Origin of the sequence: Actinoplanes sp. SE50/110, from assembly GCF_900119315.1 — a bacterium.
Taxonomy (GTDB): domain Bacteria; phylum Actinomycetota; class Actinomycetes; order Mycobacteriales; family Micromonosporaceae; genus Actinoplanes.
Genome location: NZ_LT827010.1, coordinates 3,189,717 through 3,203,155, shown reverse-complemented (window position 1 = coordinate 3,203,155; position 13,439 = coordinate 3,189,717). Strand labels below are relative to the sequence as shown.

Below are 13,439 nucleotides of genomic sequence, written 5' to 3'. Positions count from 1 at the left end.
ATCGATGAATCGACCACGGTCGACGCGCATCGCTCCCGTCCTCCTTCCCCTAGGAGCACTTCACCATGCGCAGAAAACGCTCTCTCGGACTGCTCGTCGCCGCCGCGGTCAGCCTCGTCGCCGGACTTCTCGCGGCGCCCGGCCCGGCCATCGCGGCAGCCTCGCTGCCGTGCGACCTCTATGCCGCCGCGGGCACGCCGTGCGTCGCCGCGCACAGCGTCACCCGCGCCCTGTTCGGCGCCTACAGCGGCCGGCTCTACCAGGTGACCCGGGCCTCCGACGGCGCCACCCACGACATCGGGACGCTCGCCGCCGGCGGCTACGCCGACGCCGCCGACCAGGACGCCTTCTGCAACGGCACGACCTGCCGGGTCACCCACATCTGGGACCAGACCAGCCGGCACAACGACCTGCAGATCGCGCCGGACGGCGGGGCCGGCAGCGGCGACCGGGGCGCCGACGCGAGCGAGATCGCGGTGACCGCGGGCGGCCACAAGGTGTACGGCATCTGGGTCTCCCCCGGCGTGGGCTACCGCTACAACGGCGTCGCGTCCGGGGTGGCCGTCAACGGTCAGCCCGAGGGCGTGTACATGGTGGCCAGCGGCACCCACGTGGGCTCCGACTGCTGCTTCGACTACGGCAACGCGGAGTCCACCCCGTACGACACCGGCAACGGACACATGGACGCGGTCAGCATCGCCACCACCTGCTACTTCGCGCCGTGCCAGGGTTCCGGTCCGTGGATCGAGGCGGACATGGAGAACGGCATGTTCCAGGGCGGGAACGGGGCCAACCCGAACCCGGGCAACAACTCGGCCTTCGTCACCGCGGTGCTGAAGAACAACGGCCAGACGACGTACGCGCTGAAGGGCGGGAACTCCCAGTCCGGAGGCCTGACCACCTGGTTCAACGGCGGGCTGCCGACCGACAAGCAGGGTTACCGCCCGATGCACCAGGAGGGCGGGATCATCCTGGGCATCGGCGGCGACAACAGCAACCGCAACCGGGGCACCTGGTTCGAGGGCGCGATGGTCGCCGGTTACCCGACCGACGCGGCCGAGAACGCGGTGCAGGCCAACGTGGTCGGCGTCGGCTACGCCGGGCAGACCACCATCCCGAACGGCCCGGCCGGCACCGTCACCGGCCCCGGCGGCAAGTGCACCGACGTGTCGGCCGACGACACCGGCGCCAACGGCGCCGCGGTCCAGATCTGGGACTGCCAGTCCTTCTCGGAGGATCAGCGCTGGACGCACTTCGCCGACAACTCGCTGCGCACCCTGAACCGCTGCCTGGACGCCACCGGCAACGGCACCGCCAACGGCACGCCGCTGCAACTCTGGGACTGCAACGGCGGCGGCGCGCAGAAGTTCGTCCAGCAGGCCGACGGCTCGCTGCGCAACCCGCAGTCCGGCCGCTGCGTCGACTCGCCGAACGGCACCACCGCCAACGGCACCCGCCTGCAACTGTGGGACTGCAACGGCGCGGCCGCACAGAAGTTCGCGGTCAACGCCGGCGGCGTGGTCGGCACCCCGGGCGGCAAGTGCACCGACGTCGGCGGCGACGACACCGGCGGCAACGGCACCGCGGTCCAGATCTGGGACTGCCAGTCGTACGCCGTCGACCAGCACTGGTTCCACCAGTCGAACGGCGCCCTGCGCACCCTGGGCCGCTGCCTGGACATCAACGGCAACGGCACCGCCAACGGCACCCCGGTCGAACTCTGGGACTGCAACGGCGTCGGCGGCCAGGTCTGGCAGCAGCAGGCCGACGGCTCCCTGCGCAACCCGCAGTCGGGCCGCTGCCTGGACGCCCCGAACGGCACCACCGCGAACGGCACCCGCCTGCAGATCTGGGACTGCAACGGCAGCGCGGCGCAGAAGTTCACCCTGAGCTGACGGGTCACCCGCGGGGCCGGCACGCGGGTGCCGGCCCCCGGTCCCGGGACCACCCGCATCGATACCATCGGGCGTGGCCACTTCCCCGCACGCGCTGAACCATCCCACCGTCGTCTTCTACGGCGACTCGATCGTCACCGGCTGGCGCGGCACCACACACCCGCGCGCCCGGTGGTCCAGCCTGGTCAGCGACGAGCTCGGCTGGCGCGAGGTGAACCTGTCGATCGACGGCATGGGCTACTTCCGCCGCCGCGGCCCGCGCGGCGGCGACGACCGGTACCTGCCGTCGGCCACCGACACGACGCTCCTCGACGCCGCCATCCGTCTCGACCCGGACGCCGTCATCGTGTGCCTGGCCGCCAACGACATCCGCATGCTCCCCGAGCACGCCGACGAGGTCCGCGCCGCCATCGACCGCGACCTGACCCGGCTGCGCGACGAGCTTCCCGGCCGGCCGATCCTCGTCGTCGTGTACTACACGGGTCTCGACCTTTCCGAGCGCGCCATCCTGATCAACAGCTGGATCGCCGACACCGCGAAGCGTCTCGGTCTGCCCTACTTCGACACCTTCCCGCAGGCCATCGACTACAACTACGACCTGCTCTGCGACGACCGCTCGCATCCCAACGACGACGGACACCGAGCGCTCGCCGACGCGATCCTGCCGACCTGCCGTTCCCTGCTGCCGGGCTGATCGGCGACGGCCCGGGGACGCTCTCGGCATCAGCTCCGCGCGGCTCCCGAAAGGTTGCCGAACTCGACGACGGTGTGGACGAAGCGGCCGGCGTGGGCGGGGAAGGCCGGGTGGGGTGGTTCCGGGCAGCCGGGCAGTTCGACTGCCGTCGGCAGGATGACCATCAGGGCGTCGACCGTGCGGCGCTGGTGGAACGGATTGGCGGGGATCGACGCCAGCACGCCGACCGGCGCGGTGACGGCCGCGAGCTCGTCGTCGGTGACGCCGCGGAGGGTCTGACCGGTCAGCATGCTGTCGATGACGGCCGGGTCCGTGCCGCGGTCGGTGAGGCCGCGGCGGTCATGGTGGTCGACCCGGGGGTCACCGGCCGTCGCGGGCCAGGCCAGCAGGAGCCGTGCGACGCGGCCCGGGGCGGCGAGGGCGAGGCGGACGGCGGCGGAGCAGCCGTTGGAGCCGGCGACGACGGTGACCGGGTGGCCGGGCAGCAGGGTGGTCAGGTGGTCGGCCTCGGCGGTCCAGTCGGTCGGCCGGCGGAGGCGGTCGGGGGCGACGACGTCGACGCCGTGGCGTCGCAGGGCGGTGACGACGCCGGGCCGGTGCCAGAAGCGGTCGGCGTTCATGTCCTCGCCGAGGCCGCCGTGGATGAGGAGAACCGTGGTCATCGGGGACTTCCCGTCCTGGGCGTCGGGGTGCGGCGGATCAGGATCGCCGCGGTGACCAGGCTGACCCGGGTGAGCGGGCGGCCGAACCAGAGCGCGACCGGGATCGCGGTGACCGCGGCCGGCAGCACCCCGGCGAGCAGATAGATCCGGCCGAGCGTCCGGTGCGCCCGGATCCGCCGGGCGAACTGCAGCGGGCCGATCACGAGCGCGACCGTGGCGGTGAGGATGTGCGCCACCAGGACCGCGTACGGCAGGTCGCCGGGGACCGGGATCCGGCTGCGGGCCGGGTCCAGGCTCAGGTACGGCAACGCGAGCACGAGACCGAAGATGATCGCGGCCGGCAACAGCAGGGTGGTGCGCCGGTGGGGCATGACCCCGATCTTCCGCCGGGCGGGCCGGTGCGGCGTCCGCCCCGGGGCGTATCCCGTGCCGCGGAAACATCCGGGGTGTCACACCCGGGTCCGGAACATGCGGCGGTACGCCGCCGGGGTGGTCGCCAGGGCGTTCCGGAAGCGCCGGCGCAGGTTCACCGCCGAGGAGAGGCCGACCCGGGTGGCGATCGTCTCGACCGGCAGGTCGGTCTCCTCCAGCAGCGCCCGGGTCGAGGCGATCCGCTGGTCGAGCAGCCACCGCCCGGGCGGGACGCCGAGCTGCTCCAGGAAGTGCCGGGTCACCGTGCGCTCGGACATCCCGGAGCGGGCCGCCATGTCCCGGACGGTGAGCGGCCGGTCGAGGTTGGCCACCACCCAGTCGAGCAGCGGGGCCAGCGAATCCGGCGCCGGGCCGGGCGACGCCGGGGCGGGGCCCTGACGCTGGCAGCCGGTGCGCGGCGGGCCGGCGGAGAGCTGCCGGGCGATCCGGATCGCCAGGCCCGCGCCGTGCTCCCGGCCGACCTGGGCGAGGCACAGGTCGACGGTGGCCGCGGTCGCTCCGGCCGTGGCGACGTCACCGTGGTCGGTGTAGAGGATCGACCCGTCCGCGAACAGCTGCGGGTAGCGCCGGGCCAGGTCGTCGGTGCACTCCCAGTGGACCGAGGCGCGCCGGCCGTCGAGCAGGCCGAGCCGGGCCGGGATGTAGACGGCGCAGCTCACCGCGACGATCCGGGCGCCGCGGGCGTGCGCGGCCAGCACCGCGTCGCCCAGCTCGGCGGAGAAGTGCGGGCCCGGGGTCCAGCCGGCGATCAGCACGGTGCCGGCGTCGTCCAGCGCCGCCAACCCGTCCGGGACGACGATCTCGGTGCCCAGCGTGGTGGGGATCGGGCCGGGCCGCTCGGCGCACATCCGGAACGAGTAGTGCCGCGGGAGGTCGGGCCCGTGGTCGCCGAACACCGCGGCGGCGGCGGTCACCGGGAACAGCTCCAGCACCGGCCCCACCAAGGCAACGACACGATGCGGCATGGCGTGAATGTACTCAATGTTGGCGGGCCCGGCCCCTGCGCCGCCCCACCCCCGCCGACCAGGATCCTGATCATGGATTTGTGCGTGACCAGCGCTCCGCCGGCGCTGTGGACCAGGGACTTCCGGCTGTACTTCACCGCGCGGGCGGTGTCGCTGCTCGGTGACGCGATGATGCCGGTGGCGGCCGCGCTCGCGGTCGGCGCGCTGTACGGGGTGGCCGGTGTCGGCTATGTGCTGGCCGTCTTCACCGCGCCGTTCGTGCTGTTCATCGTGGTCGGCGGGGTGTTCGCCGACCGGATCGGCGCACGGACCATGATGATCGGCGCGGACGCGGTGCGCGCGGTCAGCCAGGGCGTGGTCGCGGTCGCCTTCCTGACCGGGACGCCGCCGCTGTGGCTGCTGCTGGCCGCGTCCGCGGTGTCCGGGGTGTCGGCGGCCATGTTCCAGCCCGGGGTCAACGGCATGGTGCCGCTGATCGCCCGGGATCCGCAGCGGGCCAATGCCACCCTGAAGGTCGCCGACGCCGCCACCCAGCTGGGCGGCCCGGTGCTGGCCGGCATCCTGACCGCGGTCGCCGGGGCGGCCCCGGTCTACGCGGTGGACGCCGCCACCTTCGTGATCAGCGGGCTCTGCCTGGCCCTGATCCGGATCTCCCCGGTGGCCGCCCGCGGGTCCGCCACCCTGCTGCGCGACCTGCGGCACGGCTGGACCGAGTTCCGGTCCCGCATCTGGATGTGGTCGGTGATCCTGATCTGGATGCTGTTCGGGCTGCTCGTCTTCGGCCCGTACATCCCGCTCGCCGCGCAGCTGGTCGGCGGGCGGCTGGGCGACGCGGCGTACGGCACGACGATGGCCGCCCTGGGCGCCGGCACCGTGCTGGGCGGTCTCGCCGCGATCCGGCTGCGTCCGCGCCGGCCGCTCGCCGCCGGGGCGGTCGCGCTGATCGGATTCGCCGCGATCCCGTTCTCGGTGGCGCTGACCCCGCCGCTGCCGGTCCTGGCCGCCGGGCACCTGATCGGCGGCGCGGCCTGGGCGTTCTGGTCGGTGATGTGGTCGACCAGTGTGCAGACCCGGGTGCCCGGGGAGGTGCTGAACCGGGTCACCGCGTACGAGATGGCCGGGTCGGTGTCCGGGGTGGCGGTCGGGCAGGCGCTGGCCGGCCCGCTCACCACCGTGGTGCCACCCCGGGACCTGATGCTGCTCGCCACGCTGGTCACGCTGGTGGTGGTGGCGCTGCTGCTGGCGATCCGCCCGATCCGCGGCCTGCGTCGTGGGTCAGAGCAGGGCGAGCAGGCGTGAGGCGACATGGCCGGCGCCGGCGGTGAGGATCGTGTAGTGGTTGACGTCCGGGACGGGTTCGGCGTCGACGCCGGTGAGCTGGTCGGCGCGGTAGAGGCCGGTGTCCTCGTCGGCCAGTCCGCGCGGGGCCCAGAGCAGGGGGAACGGGGCCGGGCGCGGGTTGCGGAGCATGTCGGCGGCGTCGCCGCGGACCGCCGCGAGGTTGCAGGTGGAGCCGGTGCCGGTGAAGTCGCGCAGAATGTACGCTTCCAGGTCCGCGCTCCAGTAGCGACCCAATGCCGGATTTGCCCGGAAATAAGCGACGTAAGAATCTTCAGAGTCGAAATTCATGGAAAGTCGTCGCATAGCCGGGCCGATCACCGCCTCCAGGGCCACGTCGACGTCGATGGCGGCCGGCACACCCAGAGCAATCCCACCATCCACGAGCAGCACCGGACCCACCCGCTCGGGATGTTTCCCGGCAGTCGCGGCGACCACGAACCCGCCCATCGAATGCCCGACCAGCGGCACCCGAGAAATCCCGAAATAGTCGGCGATCGCCACGAGGTCGTCGGCATGGGTATCCATCCCGTACGGCCCGGGCAGCTGCGCGCTGAACCCCCGGCCTCGCAGATCGGGCGCCACCAGGTGCACCTTGCCCCCCAGGGCACGGGCGACCGCCGCCCAGGACAGCGCGTTGGCGGTGATCCCGTGCGCCGCGATCACCAGCGGCCCGTCGCCCGGCCAGCTCACCGCCCGCAGGGCGCCGCCGGCTACCGGGATGTCGACCTCGTCCATGAGTCTCCCTGATCAGTGCGCGGTCCAGCCGCCGTCGATGATGATCGACGACCCGGTGATGAAGGCGGCCGGGGGACTGCACAGATACGCCAGCACCTCGGCCACCTGGTCCGGCTCGATCAGCTTCTTGATCGCCGCCCGGTCCAGCATGATCTTCTCGACCACGTCCGCCTCCGGGATGCCGTTGGCCAGCGCCTGGTCGGCGATCTGCCGGTCGACCAGCGGGGTGCGGACGAAGGCCGGGTTCACGCAGTTCGAGGTGACCCCGTGCGCGGCGCCCTCCAGCGCGGTCACCTTCGACAGCCCCTCGAGACCGTGCTTGGCGGTCACGTAGGCGGCCTTGTACGGCGACGCCACCAGCCCGTGCACCGAGGAGATGTTGACGATCCGCCCCCAGCCGCGGTCGTACATGTGCGGAAGCACCAGCCTGATGAGCCGGAACGGGGCCTCCACCATGACCCGCTGGATCAACGTGAACTTGTCCGGCGGGAACTCCGGCAGCGGTGCCACCACCTGCAGGCCCGCGTTGTTGACCAGCACGTCCACCGCGCCCGGCAGCGTGTCGACGGCGTCCGGGTCGGACAGGTCGGCGGCCAGTGCCCGCCCGCCGGTCGACGTCGCGGTCTCCTTGGCCGCACGCTCGTCGATGTCCACCGCAAGCACCTCGGCCCCGGCCGCGGCCAGCCGTTCGGCACAGGCCCGCCCGATGCCGCTGCCCGCGCCGGTGACCAGCGCGGTCCGTCCTGTCAGGTCGAGGTCGACCACACGTGCCGTCGTCATGCCGGTGACCGTACGGATCAGCGACGACCGCGAATATGTGGACGAGCCACACAAGGACCGCGACACCCATGTGATGGCGCACGGTGACCCAGGCCACCCACCAGCTCTTAGCGTGTGCCCCACACGAAACAGCCTCTTGACGGAAGGCATCTGATTCCGATGCGGTCTTTGTCGACATCCCGGCGTGCCGTGCTCGGCGCCGCCGTGCTGTCCGCCGTCGTGGTCACCACGAGCGCGTGCGGCAGCCCGAAAGACGCGGCCGGCAACGGCTCCTCGATCAACGTGGGCGTGGTCTACTCCCAGTCCGGGCCGCTGGCCAGCTACGGCGCGCAGTATGTGGAGGGTTTCAAGGCGGGTCTCGCGTACGCCACCGACAACACCGGCAAGGTCGGTGACAAGACGATCACCGTGACCTACACCGACGACGCGGGCGACCCGGTCAAGGCGGTGTCGGCGGCCAAGGACCTGATCGGCAAGGGGTACCGGGTGCTGGCCGGGTCCACCTCCTCCGGGGTGGCGCTGCAGGTCGCCCCGATCGCCGCCGAGAACAGGGTGCTGTTCGTCTCCGGTCCGGCCGCCTCGGACGGCGTGACCGGCGCGAACAGGTACACCTTCCGGTCCGGCCGGCAGTCGTACCAGGACGTGCTGACCGCCAGGGCGTACCTCGGCGACGGCAGGAAGGTGCTGGTCTTCGCACCCGACACGGCGTTCGGCAAGTCGAACGTGGACGCGGTCACCAGGGTGCTCGGCGGGGCCGGCGCGACCGTCTCCACCATCGCCGTCCCGGCCGGCGCCACCGACTTCACCCCGTTCGCCAGCCAGATCAAGGCCGCCGAGCCCGACCTGGTCTTCGTGGCCTGGGCCGGTACCACGGCGGGCGCCATGTGGCAGGCGCTCGACCAGCAGGGCGTGCTCGCTTCCACCAAGGTGGTCACCGGCCTGGACCTCCGGGCCGGCTGGGCCGGTTTCGGGGCCGGCGCGAGCAAGCTGAACCTGCTGGCGCACTACTTCGACGGGGCCACCGACAACCCCGCCTACCAGGCACTCAAGGCCGCGGTGCCGGGCGGCCGGACCGACCTGTTCCACCCGGACGGCTTCGCCGCCGCGCAGATGATCGTGCACGCGCTGCAGGCCAGCCCGGACGACACCGCCAAGATGATCGGCGCGCTGGAGGGCTACAGCTTCGACTCGGTGAAGGGCAGGCTGACCGTCCGCGCCGCGGACCACGCGCTGCTGCAGCCGATGTTCCAGGCCCGGCTGACCGGCGCCGGGGACGCGGCCACCGCGACGCTGACCGGCACCGTCTCCGCCGCGGACACCGCCCCGCCGGCGGCCGCGATGAAGGGCTGAGACCGACGATGACGGCCCTCACCGTCGAGGACGTGTCGTGGCGGATCGGCGCCGTGCCGATCGTCGACGACGTGTCCCTGCACCTGGCGCCGGACGAGTTCGTCGCCCTGATCGGCCCGAACGGCGCCGGCAAGACGTCGCTGTTCAACCTGATCAGCGGCCTGCGCCGGCCCAGCTCCGGCCGGATCCTGCTCGGCAGCCGCGACCTGACCGCGCTGGCTGCGCACGGCCGGGCCCGGCTCGGCCTGGGCCGCACCTTCCAGACCTCGGCCGTCTTCGGAACGCTGTCGGTCACCGAGAACGTCGCGCTCGCGGTGCAGGCGCGGCGCGGTGGCGCGATGCGGGCCTGGCGTCACCGCGCCGACCGCGACATCGCGGTCCGCGCTGCCGAGATAATGGCGGAGGTACGTCTTGAGCACCGCGCCGATCGCATCGCCGGCTCCCTGGCGCACGGCGAGAAACGCAAGCTGGAGATCGCTCTGCTGCTCGCCGGCGACCCGGCCGTGCTGCTGCTCGACGAGCCGATGGCCGGGGTCAGCACCGAGGACGTACCGACCCTGGTCGAGGTGATCCGCGGGCTGACCGCCGGCACCGGCCGCAGCGTGCTCATGGTGGAACACCACATGGACGTGGTGCTCGACCTGGCGGACCGGGTGGCCGTGCTGCACCACGGCGCGCTGCTGGCCTGCGACACCCCGGCCGCGGTGATGGCCGACCCGTTCGTCCAGCGGGCATATCTCGGGGAGGGCCGGTGAGCACGCCGATCCTGCGGGTCGCCGACCTGTCGGTACGCCTCGGCGGCTCGCACATCCTGCAGGGCGTCACCTTCGACGTGGCGCCGACCGGGGTGACCGCCCTGCTCGGGCGCAACGGGGTGGGCAAGACCACCACGCTGCGCGCGATCCTGGGCGAGGTGCCGGCCGAGGGTGCGGTCGCGGTCGACGGCAAGCCGATCCTGGGCCGGGCCACCCACCGGCTGGTCCGGGACGGGCTCGGCTACATCCCGGAGGACCGCTGTGTCTTCGCCGGGCTGACCGTGGCGGAGAACCTGCGACTCGCCGAGCGCACCCCGGAGCCGGACTACCCTCTGGTCCACGACCTGTTCCCGGAGCTGGAACAGCGGGCCGCGCAGCGTGCCGGCACGCTCTCCGGCGGCCAGCAGCAGATGGTGGCGATCGCCCGGGTGCTGCTGAACCCGAACCGGCTGCTGCTGGTCGACGAACCCACCAAGGGTCTGGCCCCGGCGGTGGTCACCGCGGTGGCGACCGTGCTGGCACGGGTGGCCGAACGCGTACCGGTGCTGCTCGTCGAACAGAACCTCGCCGTGGTCCGCAGGCTGGCCGGCGACGCCGTGGTGCTCGAAGCCGGCCGGGTCGCCTGGCGCGGGCCGGCCACCGACCTGCTCGGCGACGCCGCGGCGACGAAGTCGCTGCTGGGCGTCGGCACCACCGCGGGGAGTCGCTGACATGTCCACCGTGGTCCTGCTGACCCTGACCGGGCTCGGTCTCGCGGCCCTGTACTTCCTGATCGCCTCCGGTCTGTCCCTGGTCTTCGGCCTGGCCGGGGTCCTGAACTTCGCGCACGGCCTGTTCCTGTCGGCCGGCGCGTACGCCACCTGGTGGGCCGCCCCGCACTGGGGGCTGCCGGCCGCGGTGGTCTTCGGCATCGCCGTGGCCGCCGCCACCGGGGCCCTGGTCGAGCTGCTGATGATCCGGCCGCTCTACACCCGGCACACCGAGCAGGTGCTGGTCACCGCCGGCCTGTCGCTGGCCGGGGTGGCGCTGTTGCAGTCGGTGTGGGGCGCCGACGCCCGGGTGTTCCCCCGCCCGGCGTGGGCCGCGCACGTCACCGGGGTGCTCGGCGCGACCGTGCCGAACGACCGGTTCCTGCTGATCGGCGCGGCCGTGCTGGTCGTGATCGCGCTCACCATGTTCCTCCGGTACACCCGGTACGGGCTGATCATCCGGGCCGGCGTCGAGAACCGGGCCATGGTCCGGGCCCTCGGCATCGACGTGCGCATCGCGTTCACCCTGGTCTTCGCGATCGGCGGGGCGCTCGCCGGGCTGGCCGGGATCCTCGGCGGGATGTACTTCACCGCGGTCTCCCCCGGCCAGGGCGCCTCGCTGCTGATCTTCGCGTTCATCGTGGTGGTGATCGGCGGCCTCGGCTCGATCAACGGTTCGGCGGTCGCCGCGGTCGGGGTCGGCCTGCTCCAGCAGTTCGTGAACTACTACGGCGCGGCCGGGGCCGGCGACGTCAGCGTGGTGGCCCTGCTCGCCATCGTGTTGCTGATCCGCCCGGCCGGGATCGCCGGGACGGCGGTGGCCGCGTGAAGAGATACGTTCCGCTCGTCCTGCTACTGCTCGCCGCGGCACTGCCGTACTCGGCGATCTCGCTGCCCGGCCTCTTCGAGGGGCCGCTCAACTCCCCCGGCACGCTGCAGCTGCTCGCCGTCTGCCTGGTCTTCGGCGGGCTGGCGCTCGGCTACGACCTGCTGTTCGGCCGGGCCGGGCTGCTGTCGTTCGGCCACGCCCTCTTCATCGCGGCCGGCGCGTACGGCGTCGACATCCTGATCGGCCACTACGGCTGGTCGCTGTGGGGCGCGGCGGCGGTGACCGTGGCGGCCGCGGCGGTGCTCGCCGGGCTGCTCGGCTCGGTGGCGCTGCGTACCTCCGGCATCGCCTTCTCCATGGTGACGCTGGCCTTCGCCGAGGTGGGCCACATCCTGGTCAACCGGGATCCGGGTGGGCTGACCGGCGGCGAGGAGGGTCTGCCGATGCGGACGGCGGGACTGCCGGACCGGCTGGTCGGGGTGAGCAACACGGTCAACCTGTACTGGCTGGCGCTGGCGTCCCTGATCGTGGTCGTCCTGGTGGTGCACGCCATCGATCGGGCACCGCTGGGACGGACGCTGACCGGGCTGCGCGACGACGAGCGCCGGATCGCGGTGGTCGGGCTCGACCCGTACCGGGTCAAGCTTGTCGCCTTCGTTGTCGCGGGTGCACTGGCGGGCCTGGGCGGGGTGGTGTACGCCCTGGTCACGGCGGGTGCGTCGCCACACGTGGCGTCCTGCGACCTCACCCTGACGCTGATCGTGATGGCGGTGCTCGGCGGAGCGGGGACGAGATGGGGCGCGCTCGCCGGCGGCATCCTGTACGCGTACCTCGACCAGCGTCTGGCCCGGCTGGGCGGGCGGCTGCCCGGGCCACTCGGTGAGCCGCTGTTCGTGCTCGGCATCCTGTTCATCCTGGCCGTCTACTTCGTGCCGGGCGGGCTGGCCGGGTTGCGCGCCCGCCTGGAACCGCTGCGGCGGGCGGTCCGCCGCCGGGAGGCGCTCCCCACCCCCTGAGGCCGAGGCGTTCCACGGAAGCGGGCCAGGCCCCCGGGGGGACCAGTGATCCTCCCGGGTCTGCCCGGGGGGACCAGTGATCCTCCCGGGTCCGCCCGGGGCGCTCTCCCGGAGAAACTGCCGGAGAAGCGGGAACGATCCCACCGCCTACCGCAGGAGCCGATCATGTCCGAGCCGATCGTCGTCCCGGTCCACGGCGCCTTCGCCGGATCGGCCAGCGGGAACGCCGTCATCGGACACCTCTCCGCCGCCGGCGTGACCGCGACCGCGAACCCGCTGAGCCGCGGCGGATGGGCCGGCGTGGTCAGAGGCCGGCGGCGCGCGCCTCGCGGTGCAGGGTCTCGGCGAGGGCGATCAGTTCCTTGAGGTCACCGGCGACCGAAGCCAGCGTCACCAAGACATGATCCACTCCGGCCTCCTCCAGGGCCGCGATGTCCGTGACGATCTGGCGCAGGCTGCCCGTGTACGGCTGGCGCCCCTCGTCCGGCGCCTCGGCGAGCCCGCGCACCCCGAGCTGGAAGATGCAGGTCAGCGACTCCGGATCACGCCCACCGGCCGCCGCCTCGGCCCGCAGTTCACCCAGGATCCGCCCGACCTGCTGTGGCGGCACCCCGGTGGGCAGCCACCCGTCGCCGCGGCGGGCGATCCGGCTGAGGGCGGTCCGGTTGCCGCCGGCCAGGTAGATCGGCACCCGCCGCGCCGGTTTCGGGTTGACCCGGCTCGGCGCGAGCCGGTACCGGTCGGTCGCGTACGACACCGGGTCGGGCCCCCACACCGCGGCCGCGATGTCGAGGAATTCGTCGAGCGCCGCCCCGCGCTCCTCGATCGGCCGGGGTGCGGTAGCCGCGAACTCGTCGATCGACCAGCCGCTGCCGAGCCCGGCGATGACCCGTCCGCCGGATGCCGTGTCGAGCGCGGCGATGCTGCGGGCCAGCCGGAACGGCAGGTGCAACCCGGGCACGAGCACGCTGGTGCCGAGCTCGACCCGGCTGGTCACGGCGGCCGCGAGACTCAAGGTGACCAGTGCGTCGGTGGTGTGCGAGTAGCTCGGCGGCCACGGCAGGTCGGGCACCCCGTAGAGCCCGTGCGGCCCGCTGGTGTCGACCGGGGCGAGGATCCGCTCATACGCCCACAGGCTGTCGTAGCCGATCTCCTCCGCGGCCCGGGCGAACACGGTCACGTCCCGCGCCAGGTCGTACCGGTCGGTCTGTGGAAGGTTCACGCCCAGCCGCATGA

Annotated in this window: 14 protein-coding genes; 8 read left to right on the top strand and 6 right to left on the bottom strand. The window is 72.8% G+C overall.

Annotation, left to right across the window (positions count from 1 at the left end; genetic code table 11):
* Positions 1–65: 65 nt before the first annotated feature.
* Both ACSP50_RS14210 and ACSP50_RS14205 read left to right on the top strand, forming a co-directional pair.
* Positions 66–1,895 carry an arabinofuranosidase catalytic domain-containing protein gene (locus ACSP50_RS14210; RefSeq protein WP_014689706.1) on the top strand — a complete coding sequence of 610 codons (1,830 nt, stop codon included), beginning with the start codon at positions 66–68 and terminating at the stop codon, positions 1,893–1,895.
* A gap of 73 nt (positions 1,896–1,968) precedes the next feature.
* Positions 1,969–2,589 (top strand): SGNH/GDSL hydrolase family protein, encoded by a 621-nt coding sequence (locus tag ACSP50_RS14205; protein WP_014689707.1) that lies wholly within the window; start codon positions 1,969–1,971, stop codon positions 2,587–2,589.
* A 29-nt stretch (positions 2,590–2,618) separates the two neighbouring features.
* Here ACSP50_RS14205 and ACSP50_RS14200 read toward each other — a convergent pair whose 3' ends face one another.
* The 3 genes from ACSP50_RS14200 to ACSP50_RS14190 all read right to left on the bottom strand — a co-directional run bounded on the left by ACSP50_RS14200 (position 2,619) and on the right by ACSP50_RS14190 (position 4,648).
* Positions 2,619–3,251 carry an alpha/beta hydrolase gene (locus tag ACSP50_RS14200; protein WP_014689708.1) on the bottom strand — a complete coding sequence of 211 codons (633 nt, stop codon included), beginning with the start codon at positions 3,249–3,251 and terminating at the stop codon, positions 2,619–2,621.
* A complete protein-coding gene (locus ACSP50_RS14195) occupies positions 3,248–3,622 on the bottom strand; it encodes a DUF2306 domain-containing protein (protein ID WP_014689709.1) in 375 nt (124 codons plus the stop codon). The genes ACSP50_RS14200 and ACSP50_RS14195 overlap by 4 nt, the downstream gene beginning before the upstream one ends.
* Positions 3,623–3,700: 78 nt before the next feature.
* A complete protein-coding gene (locus ACSP50_RS14190; protein ID WP_043511372.1) occupies positions 3,701–4,648 on the bottom strand; it encodes a GlxA family transcriptional regulator in 948 nt (315 codons plus the stop codon).
* Positions 4,649–4,732: 84 nt separating this feature from the next.
* Here ACSP50_RS14190 and ACSP50_RS14185 point away from each other — a divergent pair, with 84 nt between their 5' ends.
* Positions 4,733–5,947 carry an MFS transporter gene (locus tag ACSP50_RS14185; RefSeq protein WP_231956932.1) on the top strand — a complete coding sequence of 405 codons (1,215 nt, stop codon included), beginning with the start codon at positions 4,733–4,735 and terminating at the stop codon, positions 5,945–5,947.
* On the opposite strand, the gene ACSP50_RS14180 is transcribed toward ACSP50_RS14185, so the two are convergent.
* Positions 5,924–6,724: an alpha/beta fold hydrolase gene (locus ACSP50_RS14180; RefSeq protein WP_014689712.1), complete on the bottom strand. Its 801-nt coding sequence runs from the start codon at positions 6,722–6,724 to the stop codon at positions 5,924–5,926. The two genes, ACSP50_RS14185 and ACSP50_RS14180, sit on opposite strands and share 24 nt — an antisense overlap.
* Positions 6,725–6,736: 12 nt before the next feature.
* Positions 6,737–7,504, bottom strand: coding sequence for a 3-hydroxybutyrate dehydrogenase (locus ACSP50_RS14175; RefSeq protein ID WP_014689713.1), 768 nt, complete (start codon positions 7,502–7,504; stop codon positions 6,737–6,739).
* Positions 7,505–7,663: 159 nt separating this feature from the next.
* On the opposite strand from ACSP50_RS14175, the gene ACSP50_RS14170 reads away from it, so the two are divergent.
* From ACSP50_RS14170 to ACSP50_RS14150, 5 genes are read left to right on the top strand one after another with little or no spacing between them, the layout of a single operon-like run.
* Complete coding sequence (locus tag ACSP50_RS14170; RefSeq protein WP_014689714.1) at positions 7,664–8,854, top strand: substrate-binding domain-containing protein; 1,191 nt, start codon at positions 7,664–7,666, stop codon at positions 8,852–8,854.
* An 8-nt stretch (positions 8,855–8,862) separates the two neighbouring features.
* Positions 8,863–9,609, top strand: coding sequence for an ABC transporter ATP-binding protein (locus tag ACSP50_RS14165; protein WP_014689715.1), 747 nt, complete (start codon positions 8,863–8,865; stop codon positions 9,607–9,609).
* Positions 9,606–10,319: an ABC transporter ATP-binding protein gene (locus tag ACSP50_RS14160; protein ID WP_014689716.1), complete on the top strand. Its 714-nt coding sequence runs from the start codon at positions 9,606–9,608 to the stop codon at positions 10,317–10,319. The genes ACSP50_RS14165 and ACSP50_RS14160 overlap by 4 nt, the downstream gene beginning before the upstream one ends.
* Position 10,320: 1 nt before the next feature.
* Entirely contained in the window at positions 10,321–11,187 is an 867-nt protein-coding gene (locus ACSP50_RS14155) for a branched-chain amino acid ABC transporter permease (RefSeq protein ID WP_014689717.1), read from the top strand.
* The gene (locus ACSP50_RS14150) at positions 11,184–12,203 is read left to right on the top strand and encodes a branched-chain amino acid ABC transporter permease (protein ID WP_014689718.1); all 1,020 of its coding nucleotides are present in this window, start codon (positions 11,184–11,186) and stop codon (positions 12,201–12,203) included. Before ACSP50_RS14155 ends, ACSP50_RS14150 begins: the two co-directional genes overlap by 4 nt.
* Positions 12,204–12,507: 304 nt before the next feature.
* Here the strand turns inward: ACSP50_RS14150 and ACSP50_RS14145 are convergent, their stop codons facing one another.
* The gene (locus ACSP50_RS14145) at positions 12,508–13,437 is read right to left on the bottom strand and encodes a TIGR03619 family F420-dependent LLM class oxidoreductase (RefSeq protein ID WP_014689719.1); all 930 of its coding nucleotides are present in this window, start codon (positions 13,435–13,437) and stop codon (positions 12,508–12,510) included.
* Positions 13,438–13,439 lie beyond the last annotated feature (2 nt).

Coding starts and splice junctions, on each gene's coding strand:
- ACSP50_RS14170 (WP_014689714.1), top strand. CDS start 7,664: ATGCGGTCTTTGTCGACATCCCGGCGTGCCGTGCTCGGCGCCGCCGTG.
- ACSP50_RS14165 (WP_014689715.1), top strand. CDS start 8,863: ATGACGGCCCTCACCGTCGAGGACGTGTCGTGGCGGATCGGCGCCGTG.
- ACSP50_RS14195 (WP_014689709.1), bottom strand. CDS start 3,622: ATGCCCCACCGGCGCACCACCCTGCTGTTGCCGGCCGCGATCATCTTC.
- ACSP50_RS14190 (WP_043511372.1), bottom strand. CDS start 4,648: ATGCCGCATCGTGTCGTTGCCTTGGTGGGGCCGGTGCTGGAGCTGTTC.
- ACSP50_RS14210 (WP_014689706.1), top strand. CDS start 66: ATGCGCAGAAAACGCTCTCTCGGACTGCTCGTCGCCGCCGCGGTCAGC.
- ACSP50_RS14145 (WP_014689719.1), bottom strand. CDS start 13,437: ATGCGGCTGGGCGTGAACCTTCCACAGACCGACCGGTACGACCTGGCG.
- ACSP50_RS14155 (WP_014689717.1), top strand. CDS start 10,321: ATGTCCACCGTGGTCCTGCTGACCCTGACCGGGCTCGGTCTCGCGGCC.
- ACSP50_RS14180 (WP_014689712.1), bottom strand. CDS start 6,724: ATGGACGAGGTCGACATCCCGGTAGCCGGCGGCGCCCTGCGGGCGGTG.
- ACSP50_RS14200 (WP_014689708.1), bottom strand. CDS start 3,251: ATGACCACGGTTCTCCTCATCCACGGCGGCCTCGGCGAGGACATGAAC.
- ACSP50_RS14175 (WP_014689713.1), bottom strand. CDS start 7,504: ATGACGACGGCACGTGTGGTCGACCTCGACCTGACAGGACGGACCGCG.